The organism is [Limnothrix rosea] IAM M-220 (assembly GCF_001904615.1).
Taxonomy (GTDB): domain Bacteria; phylum Cyanobacteriota; class Cyanobacteriia; order Cyanobacteriales; family MRBY01; genus MRBY01.
In genome coordinates this window covers 1-22,474 of sequence record NZ_MRBY01000049.1, presented here as the reverse complement: position 1 = coordinate 22,474, position 22,474 = coordinate 1, and the positions used below count along the sequence as shown (strand labels likewise).

Sequence of the window (22,474 nt, the reverse complement as noted above, 5' to 3'; positions counted from 1 at the left end):
TTTTTCTGTGGTGATTGTATGTCTTTTCTTCGTGCCGATCTTGCCCAACTTAAAGCCTATGTTTCTCATCCGGGTGGTACAACAGCTCAGCAGGTCGACATCCTCGATACCAACGAAAGTCCCTATGATTTGCCCCTCGCCCTGAAGGAAAAACTCGCCAACTATTACACCGAGGCGATCGCCACCAACCGCTACCCCAACGGCAGTCACCACAGACTAAAATCTCTCATTGCCACCTACGCTTCAACCTCTGCCCACTTAACCACAAATTTTTCAGAAGCTAACATTTCCGTTGGTAATGGCTCCGACGAACTCATCCGCTCAATTTTAATTGCGACTTGTTTAGGGGGCGAGGGCTCAATCCTTGTGGCAGACCCCACCTTCTCGATGTATCGCATCTTGGCCACAACCCTAGGCATTCCCAGCATCACAGTAGAGCGTAACCCTAAGGATTTTTCCATTGATCTCACCAAGGCACAGGCGGCGATCGCCCAAACAAAATTACCACCCGTAAAAGTAATATTTGTCGTTCACCCCAACTCCCCCACAGGACAATGCCTGACCGACGCTGAAATAACATGGTTGCGATCACTGCCCGAAAATATTCTGGTCGTTATTGACGAAGCCTATTACGAATTTAGCCAGCAAACCCTCGCCGCCGAAATTGTGACCCGTCCCAACTGGCTCATTCTGCGAACCTTCTCCAAAGCCTTTCGATTAGCAGCCCTGCGAGTCGGATATGCGATCGCCCAGCCAACAGTTATCCAAGCCCTAGAAAAAGTGCGCTTACCCTACAACTTACCGAGCTTTTCCCAGCAAGCCGCGACCCTAGCCCTAGAAAATACAGATTATCTCCTAGGCGTAATACCAGAAATCCAAGCAGAACGAGAGCATCTATTCACAGAATTACAACACATCAACAAACTTCACACATGGCCTAGCGATGCCAACTTCCTCCACACCCGCCTAAAACCCATCGATCAACCCCAAGAACAACAACTCGCCCACCTCGTAGAAACACTGAAGACAGAAGGCACACTCATTCGCCATACTGGAGGAGGACTACGGATCAGTGTGGGTACTCCACAAGAAAACCAGCGAACTTTGGTGCGTCTAAAAAACTTCGTGAAACTGCTGCCGTAGTGACTCTGCCGGATAATTCAAAATCACGGCTCAAATCTTCAGGGTAAACATATTGCAATGGCAACTTACATTACGGTGACTACGTGCGTATTTCGTACGGATCACTCTAATACCACTGCGTATAAGCTTTATAAGCATCTCTCATATTTTCCCTAAAGTGTCACACAATTGTTTATGTCACCACTATGGGAATTTTGCTTTCTCAGTGTAATTTTGAGTATTAGCATTAATCTGCCGTAACCCTGTAATGATTTCAAAGCCTTCCCTGAAATGGTCAGACCATTTACTGCCACGCTTGATTCTACCGGCTTTGGTGGCGAGCCTTGGTATTACAGGGATAGTTGTTGGTGCTAAGTATTTAGGATGGCTCCAAACCATCGAACTGAGCGTCTTTGACCGCATGGTGCGCTTTCAAGGTACAGCTGACAAGACTCCCCACGAACCAGATGATCGGTTTCTTATTGTTGAAATTAACGATAAAGATTTACAGCATTTCCAACAAATTCCCCTGACAGACGATATCGTTGCAACGGCCCTAGGCAATCTACAGCAGCACGACCCCAAGGTGATTGGTCTCGACATTTACCGCAATATTCCCAATCCGCCGGGTACAGAGCGTCTAACAGCAGAACTAGGGAAAGATAACGTCATTGCTATCTACAATCCCCAGCATGGTCTCCCCCTACAGGCATCGGGGAATATGGTAAATAATCAAGGATTTAATTTAATTGTCATTGATCCTGATAATGTTCAACGTCGTAATCTTTTGGCATTGCGTAGTGAGCGTCGTGAACTTTACTCCTTTGGATTGCTTGTCACTCAAACTTATCTTGGTGAAGCGAATCATCCGATTAGTCTCCATGAAAATGGCCTCAAACTTGGTCAACATTATTTTCCAGCGATCAATAAATATTCTGGTGGCTATCATCTCCCGGACTCGGAAGTGCGCGGTTGGCAGACGCTTTTGCAATTTTCTGCCCAACAGCAAATCGCCCAGAGTATTACGATCAGTGATCTGGTTTATGGCAATTTTGATCCGGAGTTAGTGCGAGACAAAATTGTTTTAATTGGGAGCACCGCCAAAACTCAAAAAGATACTTTCGTCACTCCCTATAGTGTCAGTAAAACTGATGGTCATCTAACGCCGGGGGTTTTTCTCCATGCTCAGGCTATCCAAAAAATGTTGGATACGGTGAATGGAGATGATCAGTTTTTTGCCTATTGGACTGAAGGTCAAGAATTAGTTTGGATCTTTTTCTGGGCATCTTGCGGAGCGGCTAGTACTTGGTTGTTTTACCGCACTCGGTTGTTTGTTGGGATTAGTGTTGGCAGTGTACTACTGCTGGTGGGCTGTGGTTATCTGATGTTTTTGGGTAATGTGTGGATTCCGATTGCTGCTCCGGCGATCGCCCTTTTTGCCAGTTGGAGTAGTGTCTTGGCCTACCGCCTATTTTATGAAGAAAAATATGATGTTCTTACCGGTTTACTCAACCGTGGGTCTTTTTTAAACCGAGTTACCCTCACCGACTTTAATCCTGAACACTCAAATGCCACTGGGGCGATCGCCTTACTATCCGTCGATATTGACCGCTTCAAATCAATCAACGAAAGCTATGGACACTACCACGGCGATGCCATCCTCAAACAAGTCGTCGCCAGAATCCGTACCCAACTCCCCCAAGACTGCCAACTCGCCCGCATGGGAGCCAACGAATTTGGCATTTTCGTTGACAATCTAGCCACAAACACAAAAGTCATTGAACTTGTCGACAAAATCGAACAGAAGCTCAAAGAACCTTTCCGCATCGACGAACAAAAACTTTATCTCACCTGTAGTACCGGAGTTGCCCTCCATAGCAAAGAAGAAAACATTGCCGCCGAAGACCTCTGGTTACAAGCCCATACCGCAATGAACAGAGCCAAAAAATCAAGACGAGGCAATTACGAAATTTTTGCAGCAGGTATGCAAGCCCAATCCCTCAATCGCCTCACCATTGAAAGCGATCTCCGTCAGGCGATCGAAAACGAAGAATTTCAACTTGTATATCAACCAATCTTTACCCTAGACTCTGGCCTCCTCAAAGGCTTTGAAGCCCTAGTGCGGTGGCACAGCCCAACCAGGGGGCTCGTTTCTCCTAACCGCTTTATTTCCATTGCCGAAGAAACAGATTTGATTTTGCCAATCGGTCAATGGGTTTTAGCAGAAGGCTGTCGACAATTTAAACAATGGCAAAAAGATCTAGATTTAAACAAAAACCTGACAATCAGCATCAACCTCTCAAGTCGTCAGTTTAGTCAAAGTAATCTTAAAGCAAGCGTAGAAGAAACATTACAGCATGCAGGCCTCCACGCATCCTCACTGAAACTTGAAGTGACAGAAAGTATGGTGATGGACGATATCCAAGACACAATCAAAACTTTAAATGACCTTAAAACCCTTGATGTCAAGTTGAGTATTGATGATTTCGGCACAGGCTATTCATCATTGAGTTATTTAAATGATTTTCCCGTTGATACCTTAAAAATTGACCGTTCCTTCGTGAGTAAAATCACAACCGCAGACAATAGTCTCGCAATTCCCCGTGCTGTGATTGCCTTAGGTCATAATCTGGGGATGGATATTGTCGCAGAAGGCATCGAAAATATTTCACAATTCCAAATCCTCAAAACACTCGGATGTGAGTATGGTCAAGGTTTTTTCTTCTCGAAACCCCTAAGCAAAGAGGATGCCACTCTTTTTATTCAAAAATGGAATAACCATCCCTTTGACCCGGATCTTTTTGCGACTACGACTAAGCCATAGAATTAGAAATCAATATAGAGCTAAAGAACTTTTATCGGCCCTAGGAGCACTCTCGTTGGTTTTCCAGTAAATTCAGATTATAGATATTGATGCTTCTGAACAGCCTCAAGAGAAAAGTGTCCTTTATTTTTGTCCGATAGAAACTCGAGAGCGATGGCTGAAAAGAGAAAGAGTTGCGCTTAAAATGAGAATTAAGTTAAATTTAGTTAAGACATCGTCATAAAAAACGTAATCTTTAATCAAAACCTTGACAGCAATTGTTCTGTGTATTACTGCCAAGTCACTTGTTACCAAGTCACTTGTTATTAAATATAGTAGAAACAGTTAGCTACATTTTTAGATACGAAGTATTGAATCAAAATAGCGAAGATTAACCCATGAAATCATCTTGGAAAACCATTGTCCTGTGGGCATTACCGCTGCTTGTCATCGGCTTTTTTGTTTGGCAGGGAGCCTTTTCGGCAAACCCGGCTAATCTCTCTAGTGGCAATACTGCGAACATTCGCATGAGCTATGGCCGTTTTCTGGAGTACCTTGATGCTGGTCGTGTTACTAGTGTTGATTTGTATGAAGGTGGACGTACGGCGATCGTTGAAGCGGTTGACCCTGATTTAGATAACCGTTCTCAACAGTTACGCGTCGACTTGCCTGGTAATTCCCCTGAGCTCATTACGAAGCTCCGTGAGGCAAAGGTTGACTTTGATTCCCACCCTGCAAGCAATAATGGTGCTGTATGGGGCATTTTGGGTAATTTAATTTTTCCGGTTCTTTTAATTTCTGCTTTATTCCTCCTCTTCCGTCGTTCCAGCAATATGCCGGGTGGTCCTGGACAGGCAATGAATTTTGGTAAGTCTAAGGCTAAGTTCATGATGGAAGCTGAAACGGGCATCATGTTTGATGATGTTGCGGGCATTGAGGAAGCTAAGGAAGAGTTGCAGGAGGTTGTTACTTTCTTGAAGCAGCCTGAAAAGTTTACTGCTGTTGGTGCGCGTATTCCTAAGGGTGTTCTGCTTGTTGGCCCTCCCGGAACTGGTAAAACGCTTCTCGCTAAGGCGATCGCCGGTGAAGCTGGTGTACCGTTTTTCAGCATCTCTGGTTCTGAATTTGTAGAAATGTTCGTTGGTGTCGGTGCGTCCCGCGTCCGTGACCTCTTTAAAAAAGCGAAAGAAAGTGCGCCTTGTCTAATCTTTATCGATGAAATTGATGCTGTTGGTCGTCAACGTGGCGCTGGTATTGGTGGCGGTAATGACGAGCGTGAACAAACTCTAAACCAACTCCTCACTGAAATGGATGGTTTTGAGGGCAACACTGGCATCATTATCATTGCAGCGACTAACCGTCCTGATGTCCTTGACTCTGCATTAATGCGTCCCGGCCGTTTTGATCGTCAAGTCACTGTTGACACGCCCGACATTAAAGGTCGTCTCAGTATTCTTGAAGTTCATGCTCGCAATAAAAAGCTTGCGGACGAAATTTCCCTTGAGGTCATTGCTCGTCGTACACCCGGCTTTAGCGGTGCGGATCTCGCAAACCTTTTGAATGAAGCTGCTATCCTTACTGCTCGTCGTCGTAAAGAAGCAATTACGATGTCTGAAATTGATGATGCAGTTGACCGCGTTATCGCTGGTATGGAGGGTACTCCCCTCGTTGATAGCAAGAGTAAGCGTCTAATTGCCTACCATGAAGTTGGTCATGCAATCGTCGGTACACTTCTCAAGGATCATGATCCCGTACAGAAGGTAACTTTGATTCCTCGTGGTCAAGCTCAAGGTCTAACATGGTTTACACCTAATGAGGAGCAAGGTTTGACGACTAAGTCCCAGCTGATGGCTCGGATTGCGGGAGCTCTTGGTGGTCGTGCTGCGGAAGAGGAGATTTTCGGCCATGATGAAGTGACAACGGGTGCTGGTGGTGACCTGCAACAGGTTAGCGGTATGGCACGTCAGATGGTTACGCGTTTTGGTATGAGTGACCTCGGCCCCTTATCTCTTGAGAGTCAGCAGGGTGAAGTTTTCCTCGGTGGTGGTTTGATGAATCGCTCAGAATATTCTGAGGAAGTTGCTTCCCGTATTGATGATCAAGTCCGGATGATCGCTGAAGAGGGTCACCGTATTGCTCGTCAAATCGTGAAGGATAACCGTGAGGTTGTTGATCGTCTGGTCGATCTGTTGATCGAACGTGAAACTGTTGGTGGTGAGGAATTCCGTCAGATTGTTGCTGAGTACACTGAAGTTCCTGAGAAAGAGCAATTCATTCCTCAACTGTAGGTTGTGAGCTAGGCGTTAATTTTCAGATTAATTGAATAATTTTTAAGAAGTAGGCGATTCTGTCTGCTTCTTTTTTTGTGGCGATCGCCTGATCAAGAGAAAAAATCCCCAAGGACAACCAAGGTACTTTTTCATTTTGGCTCTGGGGTCATATGCACCATTTAGGCTTGGGCATGCACAGGCTTGAAATCCTTTAATAGCAAGCTTTCGAAGATATGATGATCCCTCCAGAGAAAAATAATACATCTAGAGACTAATACCCATTAAGAAAAGAAATCTTTAGAATATCTAATAGTTCCTTCTAAATCCCATAAGAATATGTCGCAACTTCCCCATGACGATGAGAATCTTTTGCCGGAAACAGGTGGTGGACTGCCAGTTCTTGAATACTGGGCAAAAAAATCCCTGTCACCAAATGGGCTAAAAATTTGGCAAGTTCTTAACCATAAAAGTGCCTGTTTATCCTGTGCTTGGGGCACAGGTGGTCAGAAAGGAGGCTTTGTCAATGAAGCGGGCGAATATTTACAACGCTGTGCCAAAAGTGTTGAGGCGATCAATGCAGAATTACAGGCAGGTATCAAAACCAGTGTTTTTGCCAAAAAAACGATCTCTGAACTACAGCAGCTAACCTCAAAAGAATGCGATCGCCTCGGTCGGTTGCAGTATCCAATGATCTTGCGAAAAGGGTCGCAGCATTACGAACGAATTTCTTGGGAAGACGTTTTTGAGATTGCAGCCAAAGCGTTTCAAAAATCTCCAGAACGTGTCGCTAGTTATAGTTCTGGGCGATCATCCAATGAAGCCGCCTATCTGTTGCAATTACTGATGCGGGCAATGGGTAGTAATAATTTGGCGGACTGTTCCGATCTATGTCATGTGCCTTCGAGTGTGGCGCTGAAAGAAGTGTTTGGCTCTGGCACATCCATGGTGAGCTTGGAGAGTTTAAAGCAATCGGATTGTGTTGTTCTGATTGGCTCTAATGCTCCAGCAAATCATCCTCGCCTGATGAACGAATTGATCGAGATAACCGATAGAGGTGGCCGAGTTGTTATTATCAATCCTCAAATTGAAGTTGGTTTAGTAAAATTTTCCTCTCCTGCTTTTCCGATTAAGTCGATGCTGAAAGGAGGCTCACCAATTTCAAATTTATATTTGCAGCCTATTCCGGGCAGTGATGCAGCGTTATTAATCGGCATTCAAAAATCATTAATAGAACAGGGTTTTGCTCAACTCGATTACCTTAAAAAATACACAGACAACTGGGAAAGCGTTGTTGAGTTTGCTAAGGAAACAAGCTGGAAAACATTAACAGAAACTTGCGGTGTTTCCCAAGAAGAAATTGAAGAGGTTGCCTACGTTATTGGAACCTCAAAAAATGTTGTGTTTGCTTGGGCGATGGGCATTACGCAACAAAAAAATGGTACGGATAACGTGCGGGCGATCGCCAATACAGCTTTAATTGCTGGACAAGCGGGTCGCGAAGGAGCTGGAACAATGCCGATTCGCGGTCACTCTAATGTGCAAGGCTTTGGCTCAATGGGCGTATCGGTACGGTTAAGCGATAATCTCAAGCAAGCGCTCGAAAAATTATTGGGGCATTCCCTAAAACTTAATAAAGGCTACGACGCAACAGGATTAATGCAAGCTGCTGATAGCGACAAAATTGACACTTTGTTGTGTTTAGGTGGTAACTATTACGCTGCAAATCCAGACCAAATTCAAGCCAAAAGAGCACTAGGGAAAATAGAGACGATTTTCTATATTTCCACTAAGCCAAATCTTGGGCACTTTCACGGTTTAGGTAGCGAAGCAACGCTTGTTTTACCTGTGTTTAATCGCTTTGAAAATCCCCATAAAACAACAACGGAATCTGGCAATAATTTTGTGCGTTTAAATAGTCCGGGGAAGACCCATTTAAAAGGTGATTTGATTTCAGAAGTTAAGCTAATTACAGAAATAGCCCATCGTGTCCTCGGAGAAACTCCAATTAACTGGCGGAAATTACAAGACACAAGCTATGTTCGAGAACTCATTTCTAAAACAATTAGTGATTACAAAGAAATTGGCAATATTGATCAAGATGATTCAGAATTTTTACTAGAAAATCGAATTTTCACAGAACCTAAATTCGCCACTGATTCTGGTCGTGCCAAAATGTCCGTTGTACCTTTACCGCCTTTAAAGGAGCCTTTATTAGAAGCTTTTGATTTACCGAAAAATGTTAAAGCAAAGGTGTTGATTTTAGGTTCAGGCCGAAGTTATGGGCAACATAATACGGTGGTATACAAAGAAGCTGATCGCTATCGAAATATGCCCCATCGTCATTGCATTTTGTTGAATTTAAATGATATTAAAGCTGGTGGTTTCAAGCCTCATCAAAAAGTAACTGTGCAGGGCGATCGCCAAAAATTAGAAAATATTGAAATTATCCCCGGTGCAATTCGTGAGGGGGTCGCCTTTATGTTTTATCCTGAAGCCAATTGTTTATTTAGTGCCAACACCGACCCGGACAGTGGTATTCCAGCCTATAAGCGTGTGCCGATTGCTGTCTATGCCCCATAAATCCATCTGAGTATGTTTAAAGGAATATGGTGGAGAGTCTGTACTGACAGCGATCGCCTTTTCCCGTATAATATCGAGAGCATTTTTATTTGAGTTTAATATTATGGCTTCTGCAATTATTCCTTTTGCTGGCTACATTCTTGTTTTCACTGGAATTGCCCTTGCTGGTTTCATTGGCTTGCGCTCTGCGAACATCATTTAATAATCAGAAAATATTATTTTTAAGCTGTCGAATTTTACTAAAGTGAATAGTAGGTTAGGCAGCTTTTATAATGTCTAATTTTTTAGATAATAAATAATCGCCAATGTCTTTATCTGTTGAATATTGGTTCGTTGATTTACAGAATTCAGAACAGCAGTCAGAAAAGCTCTTTTCTTTACTTAATGGTGATGAAAAAATAAGGGCAAAGTGTTTTAAGTTTCAAGAGTTGCAGCATAAATTTATTGTCGGTCGCGGTTGTTTGCGACAAATTTTAGGTTTTTATCTCCATCAAGATCCCGCAAAATTAAATTTTTTTTATAATCAATATGGAAAACCAAAGCTAAATAAGATTTCCTTTAATTTTTCCCATACTAAACAGTATGCATTCTGTGGTGTCGTGCAAAAAGAGGCGATCGCCATCGGCGTAGATATCGAGGCAAGGGAAAGACGTAATAATGTTTTAGCTTTAGCGAAACGTTTTTTTCATAGTGATGAATACATTTATCTAGAACAGATAAAAGCAGAAAAAAGACAAGCAACTTTTTTGCAGATCTGGACAGCAAAGGAAGCATATCTTAAGGCGAAAGGAGTCGGCTTACAGGGAGGATTAGATCGTTTTAAAGTTCAGCTGGAGCCAGAGCCTAAAATTATTACTCCAGAAAAACTTGATTGGTCCTTAAAGATTTTTTCAAAGGATTCTGACCATTGTCAGGCGATCGCCGTTAATTATCCCGACTGTGATTATATTAATCGTGGCTTTTGGAATTAGTCGAATGTTATAGCCATAGGCTTTTTAAGATTAAAAAAACTCAAATTTACAGAGGCAACTTAACCGTAAAATTTGTCCCTGCATTAACGCGACTAGAAATGTGGATACTGCCGCCGAGCAGTTCAACAAACTGTTTGACAATATTTAATCCCAAACCAGTGCCGGGGATATTACTAACATTATGTCCGCGGTGAAATGGCTCAAAAATAAATTTTTTATCTTCCGCTGTAATACCAATGCCTTCATCTTGAACTTTAATGGATAAGGTATTTCGCCATTTACTTATTTTTAGATAAATTGGTTTTTTAGGATCAGTATAATGGAGGGCATTGGATAGCAAATTGCTCACAATAGATCGTAGTAGGCGCTCGTCAATATTCATCATAATTTGACGATTACGACAGCTAAATTCGATGGGATATTGTTGTCTTGAAAAATCACCTTCTGCTAGTAATTCACGACAAAAACTAACAACATCTAAGGGCTTTGGTTTTACTTCTAAAACCTTGGCTTCGATGCGGCCAATCACTAAAATATCGTCAATAATGTGGATCATCCGCTCCACATTGGTGTTGATACTAGATAAATAATTTGCTTTTTCTTCAACAGATAGGTGTGAGTCGTAACGTTTTAAAGATGAAACGGAAAGTGTGATGTTATTGAGGGGGTTACGAAATTCATGGCAAACCATGGCGATGAAACGGGATCGCATTTCACTAAGTTCTCGTAGTTGTTGATTTGCCTGTTGTAATTTTTTTGTGCGCTCTAGGATTTTGCGTTCAAGTTCTTCATTTGCTTGTTCAAGAATTTGTTCGGCCCAACGTCTCTGGGTAATATCTCGGAAGGTTACTACTGCGCCGATGATGGTACCTTCTTCGTCTCGCATGGGGGTGCTGATATATTCCACAGGAAAACAGCTGCCATCTTTGCGCCAAAATACTTCGTCCATCACACGGTGGGTACTGCCATCTTTTAAGGCGGCATAAATGGGGCAGGCTTCGCGGGCATAGGTGCTTTGGTCGGCGTGGGAGTGGTGCATGACAGCATGCATGGATTTGCCAATTAGCTCACTTGGTGGCCAATCAATCATTTGTGCTGCGGCTGGATTGACGAAGGTGACATTGCCGTCGAGATCTAGGCCATATACGCCTTCTCCCACTGCGTTTAAAATTAGCTGATGTTGACGGCGTAACTGTTTTAGTTCTTTGGCATAGGGGGCGATCGCCGGTGACGGTGGAGTCGATGTCGTTGGTTGTGTGGCATCGTTTAAGGTCATAGCGATGGGGATTGGCGGTTTAAGGCTCTGGATAGTCGTGGCTGAGGTAAGGCAGTGCAACGACTTCAGCGGTAATGTTTTCTTCTGTTGTAACTATGGAGCCGACATCGCCGCTTTTGGTACGGACATAACCGAGGGCAAATTTGTCCTCTGGGTCAACACTTGTAATTACGCCAGCGCGATCGCCGTCAACGGTTAATTTTGCGCCGGGGGCGACAACTGCTGCTAATTTCAAACCAAATAATCGCTGTTTAACGCCTTTGTAGGTATTGAGGCGGGCGATGGTTTCTTGGCCGATGTAACAGCCTTTATCGAAGGAAATGCAAGACCAAAGTCCTGCTTCTAGGGGGTTGTAATCGTCTGTGAGTTCTGTGTTGGGGGCTGGTCGTCCTTGGTGAATGCGCTGTTTCTCCCAAGCGGTTTCTCCCATTGGGATTGCGCCAAGCTCGGTGATTTTTTGCCAAATATCGACAGCATTTTCAGTCGGAACAAATAAAGTAAAGCCTTCAAAACCCAGATCAGTTCCCGTCGCGCAAATCACCTCGATATTGTTAATGGCGATCGCCTGATGTCCTTGATCGGGAAATGTCTGCAAGGGTGTTTCAGTGAGTTTAGTCAAAATATTTTTCGCTTCAGCACCATACAAAGTCAGCACATTAAACTGCCCGGTAATATTTGTGATTTCGACTTTATCCATCGGAAATAGAAATCGGTCAAACCATTCCACTAAAAACTCGGTTTTGCTGGGGGAAACGGCCAACCACAATTCGTCTTGAAAAATATGGACTGTCGCGAGATCAATGGTACGGGCAGTGGAATTCACTAAAACGGTGTCGCAACTTTGTCCGGGTTGGAGTTGTTGAATTTGGTTGGTGCTTTGGTTGTGGAGATATCTTTGGCGATCGCCGCCCGTAAATTTCAAAAGACCCCAATGACTGCGATCGCCAATCACACACCCGGTTGTCAAGGCTTCACTAACCTGAGCATCGGTACCGAAGCTCATGACAGTACTACCAGATTCATTCAGAATTGCGCCTTGCTGTTGATGATACGTAAGCAGTGGAGTCATTATGCACTAATGGAAAAGAGTCACAGGATTACATTATGACAAGAAGAGAGGTTACACTGTCATAAATTATTTTTGCGTATATTCTCAGATTGCGATCGCCACTATGGATTTATTTCGTCAGCAGATTTTACCCTTCCTCATTTTGCTTATTTTCTTGCTTGCTTTAGGTATTGTCAGCGCGAGAATTTTTCTGCCGATGGATATGATGGCTCCTGCCCCCATTGGCTTTTTAGGCTAAGGGTTGGATTAGAACATTAATTATGTTGCCAGAGGGGTTTAGTTTAGATCGAGGAAGCACGGTGGATCGAGCTTTACTCCTCAGATTTTTGCATCGTAGTTACTGTGAATTTTATCCGGATACGGGCTTTGAACATTTACAAAATACGCTCCAAAATTATTTCACAGCGGCTACGCCGTTATGGTGGGTAAGAAATTCTGCGGGTGTTGCCGTCGGTTGTCTTTGGCTCGGCAATAGTATTGATCAAATTAGGGGCGATCGCCACAGCCATATTTTTTTGATTTATGTGCTGCCAGACTATCGTCGCCGGGGCCTCGGTTCCGCTTTAATGCAAACCGCTGAAGATTACGCCAAATCGCGCGGCGATCGCCACATTACCCTACAGGTGTTTACCGCCAATGAAACCGCCCAAGCCCTCTACCAAAAACGAGAATTTCAACCCTATTCACTTCTAATGAAAAAGTCTTTCTCCTAATTGGCAACAGACAATACTGCGTTGACACGGCAAAAGCTCGAAAGGAGAGGGCTTTATCGCTTGCATTGTCATTCTCCGCGTCTCCGTGTCCCCGACTCCCCGCGTCTTGATAACCCCCATAAAATAATATTGCCAATTCTTTTTCGCTGTCGGGCTAGCCAAGGTCACTGTTTTGTTCATAGAATAGTTGAAGCTTGGAGAGGTGGCAGAGCGGTTGAATGCGGCAGTCTCGAAAACTGTTTTAGGGTCAAACCTAACGGGGGTTCGAATCCCCCTCTCTCCGTACCGAGTCAAACCAAGGTGGCATCAGACTTTCAAGCGTTTTAGATGTCTTTGCAAGAGATTGAGCTGGGTTTGTAGATATGTAGTATCTACAGCTTGTCCACCATAGCGCCAGCTTAAATAGGCATCGGTGATTTCGGTAATGATGCCGACCGCTTCTGGTTGGTAATGGTGTTTTACTCTTCCTAAAAATTCTGACGGGGTCTGGCTATCTTTTTTGCCATCGCCTTTTAATTTTAGTTGCGCCAACATCTGTTGATAAAGCTGTTCCATCTGAGGGAGACGGGCAAATTTACGACGACCGAGCCAGCCACGAATTTGTTTGATCGAGAACCAAATACCCATCCCGACAAATGAGGCGGCGATCGCCCCCACAATAGTGCCGACAAGACTGCCAGAAACAAAGCGCCAGACACGAATAATCACATAGCCAATAATCTCAAGACTGGTTTTCCAGAGACCTTCAAAAAAGCCAACAATTGGTGGCGGCAACCAGCTGGCGACCCACTCCCAAAACCATGTCACAACATTAAAAGCCCCTGCATCTTCAAAGGAAGTCGGCACAATTTCATGGCCGGGTAGTGGATCAAACGTAAACCAGCCCTGACCCGGAAAATAAGCCTCTGTTACGGCGTGGGCATCGGTGTTGTGTACTAAATAATAGCCAGTAAAAGGATTAAATTCACCTTCACCAAAGCCTGTGGCAAATCGCGCCGGAATCCCGATTGAGCGCAACATAATGGTTAACACCGTGGCGTAATGGTCAGCGTAGCCCCCTTGATATTTAAATAAAAACGACTCAACGAGATCTTCTCCCTCTTCAAAGAAAGGTACTTCCTGCGCCGTCGGAAATCTTTGCTTCAAACCTTGAGCGAGATACAGCGCTTTTTCGTAGGGAATGGTAATTTCGCTATTGGAGCGGGACAAAATGTCTTCGGCAACTTCCCGCACTTTCTCTTCAATTTCCGGCGGCACTTGCAAGTATTTATCGGTAATGAGTTCAGGATACTCAGAGCCGGATTCTGCTAATTTAGCGCGATCGCGGTAGGGGACTTCCGAGACGACGGTATAGGTTAAACCTTCTAATAAACCTAAAGGCGATCGCAAATTTCCGAGGCGATCGCGACCAATTTCTTGGGTCGGAAAATACAGCTCAGAAGGATAGGTCATCGCCGGGACAATATTTGGCAAAGACTTAACCGCTGAGTAACTTTGAATGATTTTTTTTGTACGGACAGTGGGCGGAATGAGCGGCGATAGGAAAAAACGCCCTCCCCACCGGGATCGCTCCGTTAGGCTCAAATTACCCGCATCGGTAACCTCCCAGCCCTGTCCGGTGTAGTGGTCAAAGGCCATGACGCGCCAATAGCCCGGAGCCTGCGATCGCACTCGCATAACCAAAACCTTATCCATCTCACCACGGAGATTTTGATTGATCTTGTCGTTAAAGCCGTAATATTCGGTTTTATTCAGTTCGCCTTTGCCTTCGACGGGGCTACCGCCTTGTAAACCGTCCCCTTCGCCGTCACCACCGCCGGCATTACCATCATCAAATGTTGCACCGCCAGTACCACCGCTGTCATCATTATTGCGACTTTCGTAACCGGGGTTCGCCAGACTGCGATTTGTATTGTTAAACCTTTGATTAGCCGGAGCGTCATTGGGTAAACTAACGGGCAAAGTACTGAGCTGATAGCCGGGAAAGCGGGGCATCACTGCAAAAATCCCCATCCCTAAAACCAGAACAATTCCTAAAATTGCGCCCAATCGTTTGGGAGATAGGGGGGAGTATTGCAATAGGTTTTTGCGGATACTTTTTTGGCTACTGCGGCGCTGCCAAATGAGTTTTTCTAGGCTTTCTAGGCCAAGTCTTGAGCGATAATCTAAGACTAAAACGGGCAGGGCGATCGCCAAAAATAACAACAGAAAAGGCGCAAAAGCTAGCGACTGTGACACTGTCCCCGCCACCCCTATGAGAATGAGGCCGATCACCATCGAATAACCTAAATCCTTACGGCGCGGCATATCAAAACCGTGAAGGATCTGTAGCTGAATCAACAGCTCCGCTAAAACGAGACGAGTGTCGTTAAAGTTGGCATAGAGATTGCGAAAAAACAATAGCAACATTGCCAGCATCCCAATGGCAATGAGAAATTTGACACCAACATTTGAATCCTTTCTGCTTTTCCAACTCCATAACCCAGCCACAATGGTGAGGGGGACGGCAAAAATACTGACCGGCAAATTAAACCAACGTAATGACCACTGGGAAGCGATATCAGTGGCAATAATCCCGATAATGACGAGGATCTGCACCAATGTCCGCAGAATTTTTGATTCCTCTGGTGTTGGTTTTGGCAGATTACGAAGTTGAGCAAAAAGCTGGGTAAATGTCGGTTTTGTTTGGGACGGCGTGGGCTTAGATGTCATCGGCACAATGCACAGGCATTAATCAAAACTCTTCCCTAGACTAACTTTAATTTTTCATCCTTGCCCGGATGTTTCTCTCTAAAAAAAGGGCGATCGCCCTTGGCCTGCACAAATTTAAGACTGGGGCGATCGCCGTAGCGTAGCAATATTTGATGTATTTTAAATCACAAAAAAAGCAAACCCTGAAATTTACTTATTCGGTTGGGGAGTCATGCGGAGATAAGGTTTGATTTCCTTAACGCCCTTGGGGAATTTCGCCTTAGCATCCTCAGTAGAAATAGCAGGCGAAACAACGACATCCTCGCCATCTTGCCAATTCACAGGGGTTGCCACGCTATAATCATCCGTCAACTGCAGAGAATCCAAAACCCGCAAAATCTCTTGGAAATTGCGACCCGTCGCAGGGGGATAAGTGATCGTTAGTCGCACTTTCTTTTGAGGATCAATCACAAATACCGTGCGGACAGTCACCTTGGGATTTGCATTTGGGTGAATCATGTCATAGAGCGTTGCCACCTTCTTATCCGCGTCGGACAAAATCGGGTAATTTACAGCACAGCCTTGAGTTTCAGTAATGTCGCCAACCCAGCCATTATGGGACTCCGTATCATCAACGCTCAGGGCAATAACCTTGGCATTACGTTTAGCAAACTCGCCTTTCAGACGGGCGACCTCACCAAGCTCTGTGGTGCAGACAGGCGTAAAATCTGCCGGGTGAGAGAAGAGTACAACCCAGCTATCGCCAGCCCAATCATAGAAATTAAGCTCGCCTGCGGTGGAGTCTTGGGTAAAGTTGGGCGCTACGTCGCCTAATCGAAGAGACATAAAAGTTTGATGCTCCTGTTGTTATTTTGGCTACAAAAAATCATTATGACGCAACTTCCATAAAAACTGTCCCTCCGGCGATCGCCCGCAAGGAAAAGATAGAAGTCTCAACGTTAGACCAGCAATCATGAAGTTTTATTACCGTTCCTCAGGATCAAAAAATGGAAAGATGACAACAAACTACAAAAAATGAAATAATAGGCCAGAATTTTCCATGTCTGTGGCTTTAAATTTTGCTAAAGACCCGAATCTGAAATATACATATAAAATCATCAAAAGCTTAGGAGAAGACAATCGTAATGAATAGAATTGTGAGTGCAGTAATGGGGTTTGTCCTCATGATCGGCTGTGTGTTTTTTGCGGCTCAGCCCCAAGCCCAAGCTGTTGATTTAAGTAATGGTTTCGTTTCAGCAGCAGTACTTGGTGAGCGCGTTAACCCTGCTGATAAAGTCCTTAAAACTGAGTATGGCCAGAAACTCGACCTCAACAATGCCAACGTGAGATTGTTCCGCGAACTCCGTGGTTTTTACCCCACCCTCGCCCAACTTATCGTCAAGTATGGCCCCTATGAAAACGTTGAAGATGTACTTGAGATCCCTGGTTTGAGTGAGAGACAAATTGCGAAGCTTGAAGCGAATCTGGATCGTTTCACTGTCACACCTCCCTCTGATCTTTTCATAGATGGCCAAGAACGCTTGAACAATGGAAACTACTAAGTTACGGTTGAGGAAGTAGTATTTAGACTAAATTGCATATTTTCCAAGGGAACCTATCCAAATGGATGGGTTTTTTTGTGATTTATTTTGAGTTTTGTCCCTAGGGCTCAAGTACCCAACCCATGGAAATTTAAAGAGAGACATTTCGAATAAGCTTCAGAGCTAATTAATTAATTAATTTTCTTCCCTAAAGAACGTCAGTTATGGATAAGAATGTAGCCAAAANTTCTTTAGAGAAAAGGAGACACGGAGAGGGAGAGACACGGGGAAGCCACGAAAATTTGCATTTTTTGAAAGCTAGGATTGTTTGCATAGAAACATCTCTCGATCTCTCGCTCTCCCCTTCACCGCGTCGTACTTCCGAGCATGCTTAAGCAAAACTCACGTTAAAGAAGAAGTTTTAAGCGGTAACGCAATTTATGAAGAGCTTATCCCCGACTTTTCTAAGGGAAGAATACTGAAATTCCTATTGGAAACGTCTATAAGCTAAAGCGATCCATGGCGATCGCCCACTGATATCTGATATCTGATATCTGATATCTGAAAAGCGGATGATGGGACTCGAACCCACGACATTCAGCTTGGGAAGCTGACGTTCTACCACTGAACTACACCCGCATTACCTATGGAGATGTTTAGTATATCGCGGGATTTTTCAATATATCAACGTTTGTAATGTTGCGTTGCGAATCGTCTCCGTTTGCCCGAAGACACTAAACATCAAAGCTTCTCGGTAGAGTCGCTGGGCAGGATGAATGAGGAGATTACCCGCTCCACCAGAACTAATGAGGGCACATTGGGCATATTCTTGGGCGATCGCCACAACTTTGAGGCGAAGGTCTAATTGTGTGGCAAAATCTTTTTTTGTGTCTAGGGCAGTCACAATTTCACTGCGCAGTTGGTCTAATCTTTCCTGCAAAATGCGCAATTGAGATTGTTCTAATTTTTGTTGTAAAAAATCCACACAGCCATAGGCGCAACCTAAAGCAAAAAATCCATGCTTTAAAACATTTTGGCGATCGCCCCCTTGGATACTGCCAGCAGGTTTAATCACCAATATTTGCTCCGGTGTAATTAGCCAATTCTCTAGCTTCACCGCAACGGTTTGACTCGCTCCCATAGCCGCAAGCGCTAAAGGTTCACCGCAATTAATTGTGCCGCCAGAAATTTCGGGTGTGTTCTCCAGAGGGATAAAACAATAAAGCTCATCGCCATTGGGTAAAGTCGCTCCGGCGATCGCCTCTTGAAAAAAAGAGAAGCCCGTAACCCAAGGAATTGTCCCCGTTAATTCATAGCCCTTCGCCGTCGGTAAAGCCCTTAACATCGGTTGACCAGCCCGGCGAAGCTGGGAAAAACCAACCCCAACCTTTAATTTACCTGTCACCATTTGCGGCAATTTTTTCCGTTGCTCTTCGGAACCAAATCGAGCAATCATCGCTGCGGCACTTTGGTGCTGCGTTTGCAGGAAAGCAAGGATGCCAGATTTTCTTGCAATCTCAGTTACCGCTAAGCCATATTCTGTGGCGCTAAATCCCGAACCGCCCAACCCAACAGGCACTTTTAAACCCAATAGGCGGCGATCGCCTAAACCCTGCAGACACTGACCTAACACCTTCGGATTTTGATCTATCTCTTCCACTACCGAGGCAACACTTTCTGCCAAATAAACCCTTAAACTATGCCAATCACTTCGACTTTGAACCGCTTCAATCAAGGAACCACACCCAAAGATCAGAAAAACTTATTGTAAGCAACCAGAGCATTTCCAGCAGAAAATATTCCGTCAAATTCCCATAAAAAAAAGAGAGAAAGCCTTGGATTCCCTCCTCTCTAAAAACCTAAGTTTTTTCAATTTGTACTAAATGTCTTCTCAGACCACCGCAAGGATTAGTAGCTTGCACCGCGATACTTAAGATTTTTGTGGTGAACAACATTCAAACGCTTCTTCGGAGTGTGAGCGTGGAGTTCAGAACCACGGTACTTACCAATTGCTTTCCCTTCTTCTGCTTCAACAGTTACGGGATTGCGGTCGAAATGAATACCTCTGTAAGAGAATTTCATATTTTTTAGCTCCTCAAAATTTATATAAGTGGTTGATGAGGCGCGTTCCTTCGGGATATTTCCTTACTTCCGTCCCTTATTGCCAAATCAACTACATGACTGAGCCATAAGAGATGAACGTCTTATTTATGCTTTCTGTATAAAATTATACAAAACAAAAAAAGAGGTGTCAAATATGCGGAGCAATCATCGGTTTGCTCGTTAATGTTTCTTCATGTTGTAGTCCGGCAACGAAAGACTTATTCAGGTAAGACAAGGGTTGTAGAGGAATTTGCTAGGATTAGTAACTGCGTGTTTTTAGCGTAGTTGTCCAGTTTCTGAGTACCTATGGCAGAGTCGAAAAAAGCAATTAAGTTAATTAGTGATAACCGCCAAGCCAGATTTCGGTATGAAATTCTTGAAACATTAGAGGCTGGTGTTGCGCTAGTGGGCACAGAGGTAAAGTCCATCCGTGCTGGCAAGGTAAATCTCCGGGATGGCTATGTCCTCGTGCGTGGGGGTGAGGCATGGTTGCTGAATGTTCATATCTCCCCTTACAACATGAGCGCGCAATATTTTAATCATGAACCGAAGCGTGATCGTAAATTGCTTTTGCATAAAAAAGAAATTCGTCGTTTGATTGGTCAGCTGGAACAGAAGGGGTTAACGCTGATTCCTCTCAAAATGTATTTAAAAGGTAGTTTGGTCAAGGTAAGTCTTGGTCTTGGTCGTGGTAAGAAACTCCATGATAAGCGGGAAACAATCAAGCGTCGTCAGGATAAGCGCGACATGGCGAGGGCGTTAAAAAGTCGCTAGGGATTTTACGTTTATATGGGATGCCATAGGGGTTATCGGTGCTTAAGGTTCAGGGAAGGGAGGTCATATTAATAGGAAAAAAAGACTCTTCGTTTGGCTTGGCTGGCTGGCTAGCTTTTTCGTTTGTTGTGCATGGTAGTTTGCTTGGGATCTATCTGGCGATCGCCGCAACACAACGGAGTGAAAACCAAGTGGCAGTGGAGTTGCCACCCATTGAAGTGGTTTTGTTAGAGCCTCAGGAGGCAATACCTTTACCTCTGCCCACTGAGTCTCAGGCCACGTCACCAGCGCCTGCTTCGCCAAGCACTCTAGAGACTAGAAGTGAGTCACGGCAATCGGTTTCTGCTCCGGCAAAATCAACTGCCCCAAAATCAGCTGCATCGGTGCCTGCTCGATCTTCGTCTTCTCCGAGGCCGACTCCGACTCCTGTAAAAAATGGGCGATCGCCATTACCGATTTCGCCAACGCCAACGCCATCAAAAACGTCATCATCTAGTCCTTCCCCAAATCCGGTTCCAACACCCCAACGGGCTACGCCGCCCAGCCCAGCATCTCCGACTCCGGCTCCCAGCCCGACTCCAATGCCAACGCCTGCCGCTCCAGTTGTCCCCGCGCCAACTCCCCAGTCGCCATCACCTGCGCCGCAGCCTGTTCCCTCTCCAAAACCGCAACCGAGTCCGCCCCCGGCTCCTCCTGTTCCAGCGCCAGCGCCAATTAATTGTGTACAAGGCTGTGGCGATCGCCGCGGTAGTCTTAATGGCCAAACCGGTGTAGCCATTGTGCGGGTTGAAATTAGCCAATCCGGTGCAGTTGTCGCGGCAAATATTGTCTCTTCAAGTGGAAATAGCGCCCTTGATAATAAGGCAATCGCCGCCGCCCGACAAATGAAATTTAGTGCCCATAACGCTGCAAATAATCAATCTCGCCAAGTCCGCATTAATCTAGGCTCTTAAAAATAATCAAAATTCATATACCCAGGGCGATCGCCAAGAGATCTGTCAAACTGTATAAATCCATTCGTCAAAAAGGTGAATGTATCTTAATATTGACAGATAAGAGAATTAACTTTCTTGACAAAGAAAAGCCAAAAATAAGCAAGTAATATAGGAGGACATCTATGGCACTCGTCCCAATGCGTCTGCTCTTAGATCACGCGGCAGAGAACGGCTACGGCATTCCTGCATTCAACGTCAACAACATGGAACAGATTCTGTCCATCATGCAGGCTGCTGATGAGACCGATAGCCCTGTTATTCTCCAAGCTTCCCGCGGTGCGCGTAAGTATGCTGGCGAGAACTTCCTCCGCCACCTCGTTCTCGCAGCAGTAGAAAGCTATCCCCACATTCCCGTAGCAATGCACCAAGACCACGGCAACAGCCCTGCGACTTGCTACTCCGCTATCCGTAACGGTTTTACCTCCGTCATGATGGATGGCTCCCTTGAAGCCGATGCAAAGACTCCCGCAAGCTTTGAATACAACGTCAACGTTACCGCTGAAGTCGTTAAAGTTGCTCACTCCGTTGGTGCATCTGTAGAAGGTGAACTCGGCTGTCTCGGCTCCCTTGAAACAGGTCAAGGTGAAGCAGAAGATGGTCACGGTTTCGAAGGTACCCTCAGTAAGGATCAGCTCCTCACTGACCCCGACGAAGCAGTTGAATTCGTAGAGCGCACTCAAGTTGATGCTCTTGCAGTTGCCATTGGTACTAGCCATGGTGCTTACAAATTTACTCGTAAGCCCACAGGTGAAATCCTTGCAATTAGCCGTATTGCTGAAATTCACGATCGCCTCCCCAACACCCACTTGGTCATGCACGGTTCTTCTTCCGTCCCCCAAGAATGGTTGGACATGATCAACGAATTCGGTGGTGCTATCCCTGAAACTTACGGTGTACCTGTAGAAGAAATCCAGAAAGGTATCAAGAGCGGTGTTCGCAAAGTTAACATCGACACTGATAACCGTTTGGCAATCACTGCAGCAATTCGTGAAGCAGCGATGAAAGATCCGAAGAACTTTGACCCCCGTCACTTCTTGAAGCCTTCTATTAAGTACATGCAACAAGTTTGTAGCGATCGCTATCAACAGTTCTGGACTGCTGGTAACGCAAGCAAAATCAAGCAAATTGCCCTTGATGACTTTGCTGCTAAGTATGCAAGTGGTGAACTTGCTGCTAAAGCTGCTGTTAAAGCGTAGTTAATTAAGCATTATGTTTAGCTGAAGCCCACAAGTTCTTCCGCTTTTTGAAAAATCACATAACTGCATTTAGCCGGAGAATCAGATTCTCCGGTTTTTTTGTTATCAGCAAACCTAAATAATTTAAGTTCTACACCCAATTGAAAATACAAAATTTGGGACTTGTCTTTACAAAAAAATATTAACCATCTTGTAATCCTAGCTAAGGCTTCATGATCACGACATTAATCTCAGATTTGCTTAATTAACCATAGATTAAGATCTAATTAACGTCAGTTATGGATAAGAATGTAGCCAAAATTCTTTAGAGAAAAGGAGACACGGAGAGGGAGAGACACGGGGAAGCAACGAAAATTTGCATTTTTTGAAA

The 22,474-nt window shown here is 44.7% G+C and carries 18 protein-coding genes, 2 tRNA genes and 1 riboswitch; of the genes, 13 read left to right on the top strand and 7 right to left on the bottom strand.

The window, feature by feature from the left end; all coding sequences use genetic code 11:
- Positions 1-18 precede the first annotated feature (18 nt).
- From NIES208_RS15410 to NIES208_RS15385, 6 genes are all read left to right on the top strand, one after another.
- Positions 19-1,143 (top strand): histidinol-phosphate transaminase, encoded by a 1,125-nt coding sequence (locus NIES208_RS15410; RefSeq protein ID WP_075893872.1) that lies wholly within the window; start codon positions 19-21, stop codon positions 1,141-1,143.
- 247 nt (positions 1,144-1,390) lie between these two features.
- Positions 1,391-3,946 (top strand): EAL domain-containing protein, encoded by a 2,556-nt coding sequence (locus tag NIES208_RS15405; RefSeq protein ID WP_075893871.1) that lies wholly within the window; start codon positions 1,391-1,393, stop codon positions 3,944-3,946.
- A 377-nt stretch (positions 3,947-4,323) separates the two neighbouring features.
- The gene (gene ftsH2 / locus NIES208_RS15400; RefSeq protein ID WP_075893870.1) at positions 4,324-6,213 is read left to right on the top strand and encodes an ATP-dependent zinc metalloprotease FtsH2; all 1,890 of its coding nucleotides are present in this window, start codon (positions 4,324-4,326) and stop codon (positions 6,211-6,213) included.
- 318 nt (positions 6,214-6,531) lie between these two features.
- The gene (locus tag NIES208_RS15395; RefSeq protein WP_075893869.1) at positions 6,532-8,775 is read left to right on the top strand and encodes an FdhF/YdeP family oxidoreductase; all 2,244 of its coding nucleotides are present in this window, start codon (positions 6,532-6,534) and stop codon (positions 8,773-8,775) included.
- A 103-nt stretch (positions 8,776-8,878) separates the two neighbouring features.
- Positions 8,879-8,977: a cytochrome b6-f complex subunit PetL gene (gene petL, locus NIES208_RS19840; RefSeq protein WP_075893868.1), complete on the top strand. Its 99-nt coding sequence runs from the start codon at positions 8,879-8,881 to the stop codon at positions 8,975-8,977.
- 103 nt (positions 8,978-9,080) lie between these two features.
- Positions 9,081-9,746, top strand: coding sequence for a 4'-phosphopantetheinyl transferase family protein (locus NIES208_RS15385; RefSeq protein ID WP_075893867.1), 666 nt, complete (start codon positions 9,081-9,083; stop codon positions 9,744-9,746).
- A 46-nt stretch (positions 9,747-9,792) separates the two neighbouring features.
- Here the strand turns inward: NIES208_RS15385 and NIES208_RS15380 are convergent, their stop codons facing one another.
- Both NIES208_RS15380 and ygfZ read right to left on the bottom strand, forming a co-directional pair.
- Positions 9,793-11,022 (bottom strand): PAS domain-containing sensor histidine kinase, encoded by a 1,230-nt coding sequence (locus tag NIES208_RS15380; RefSeq protein ID WP_075893866.1) that lies wholly within the window; start codon positions 11,020-11,022, stop codon positions 9,793-9,795.
- Between the two features lie 19 nt (positions 11,023-11,041).
- Positions 11,042-12,091, bottom strand: a complete 1,050-nt coding sequence (ygfZ, locus tag NIES208_RS15375) for a CAF17-like 4Fe-4S cluster assembly/insertion protein YgfZ (RefSeq protein ID WP_075893865.1) — start codon at positions 12,089-12,091, stop codon at positions 11,042-11,044.
- A gap of 103 nt (positions 12,092-12,194) precedes the next feature.
- Between ygfZ and NIES208_RS19735 the strand changes: the two genes are divergently transcribed.
- The 3 genes from NIES208_RS19735 to NIES208_RS15365 all read left to right on the top strand — a co-directional run bounded on the left by NIES208_RS19735 (position 12,195) and on the right by NIES208_RS15365 (position 13,087).
- The gene (locus tag NIES208_RS19735) at positions 12,195-12,329 is read left to right on the top strand and encodes a hypothetical protein (protein WP_015136125.1); all 135 of its coding nucleotides are present in this window, start codon (positions 12,195-12,197) and stop codon (positions 12,327-12,329) included.
- 61 nt (positions 12,330-12,390) lie between these two features.
- Complete coding sequence (locus NIES208_RS15370; RefSeq protein ID WP_235641409.1) at positions 12,391-12,804, top strand: GNAT family N-acetyltransferase; 414 nt, start codon at positions 12,391-12,393, stop codon at positions 12,802-12,804.
- Between the two features lie 196 nt (positions 12,805-13,000).
- Positions 13,001-13,087, top strand: a tRNA-Ser gene (locus NIES208_RS15365).
- Positions 13,088-13,110: 23 nt separating this feature from the next.
- Here the strand turns inward: NIES208_RS15365 and NIES208_RS15360 are convergent.
- On the bottom strand, positions 13,111-15,516 hold the full coding sequence (locus NIES208_RS15360) for a transglutaminase TgpA family protein (protein ID WP_075893863.1): 2,406 nt from the start codon (positions 15,514-15,516) through the stop codon (positions 13,111-13,113).
- 189 nt (positions 15,517-15,705) lie between these two features.
- Positions 15,706-16,341 carry a peroxiredoxin gene (locus NIES208_RS15355; RefSeq protein ID WP_075893862.1) on the bottom strand — a complete coding sequence of 212 codons (636 nt, stop codon included), beginning with the start codon at positions 16,339-16,341 and terminating at the stop codon, positions 15,706-15,708.
- A 299-nt stretch (positions 16,342-16,640) separates the two neighbouring features.
- Between NIES208_RS15355 and psbU the strand changes: the two genes are divergently transcribed.
- A complete protein-coding gene (gene psbU / locus NIES208_RS15350; RefSeq protein WP_075893861.1) occupies positions 16,641-17,057 on the top strand; it encodes a photosystem II complex extrinsic protein PsbU in 417 nt (138 codons plus the stop codon).
- 546 nt (positions 17,058-17,603) lie between these two features.
- Here the strand turns inward: psbU and NIES208_RS15345 are convergent.
- The 3 genes from NIES208_RS15345 to NIES208_RS15335 form a co-directional block, all read right to left on the bottom strand.
- A tRNA-Gly gene (locus NIES208_RS15345) sits at positions 17,604-17,675 on the bottom strand.
- Positions 17,676-17,712: 37 nt separating this feature from the next.
- A complete protein-coding gene (locus NIES208_RS15340; RefSeq protein WP_075893860.1) occupies positions 17,713-18,771 on the bottom strand; it encodes an acyl-CoA dehydrogenase family protein in 1,059 nt (352 codons plus the stop codon).
- A 173-nt stretch (positions 18,772-18,944) separates the two neighbouring features.
- Positions 18,945-19,118 (bottom strand): DUF4278 domain-containing protein, encoded by a 174-nt coding sequence (locus NIES208_RS15335; RefSeq protein WP_075893859.1) that lies wholly within the window; start codon positions 19,116-19,118, stop codon positions 18,945-18,947.
- A 39-nt stretch (positions 19,119-19,157) separates the two neighbouring features.
- Positions 19,158-19,240, bottom strand: a riboswitch (Glutamine riboswitch).
- Between the two features lie 205 nt (positions 19,241-19,445).
- Here NIES208_RS15335 and smpB point away from each other — a divergent pair.
- The 3 genes from smpB to fba all read left to right on the top strand — a co-directional run bounded on the left by smpB (position 19,446) and on the right by fba (position 22,104).
- A complete protein-coding gene (gene smpB, locus NIES208_RS15330) occupies positions 19,446-19,913 on the top strand; it encodes an SsrA-binding protein SmpB (RefSeq protein ID WP_075893858.1) in 468 nt (155 codons plus the stop codon).
- Between the two features lie 98 nt (positions 19,914-20,011).
- Positions 20,012-20,866 carry an energy transducer TonB gene (locus NIES208_RS19730; RefSeq protein WP_139325082.1) on the top strand — a complete coding sequence of 285 codons (855 nt, stop codon included), beginning with the start codon at positions 20,012-20,014 and terminating at the stop codon, positions 20,864-20,866.
- A gap of 164 nt (positions 20,867-21,030) precedes the next feature.
- Positions 21,031-22,104 carry a class II fructose-bisphosphate aldolase gene (gene fba, locus NIES208_RS15320; protein ID WP_075893856.1) on the top strand — a complete coding sequence of 358 codons (1,074 nt, stop codon included), beginning with the start codon at positions 21,031-21,033 and terminating at the stop codon, positions 22,102-22,104.
- The last annotated feature ends 370 nt before the right edge of the window (positions 22,105-22,474 follow it).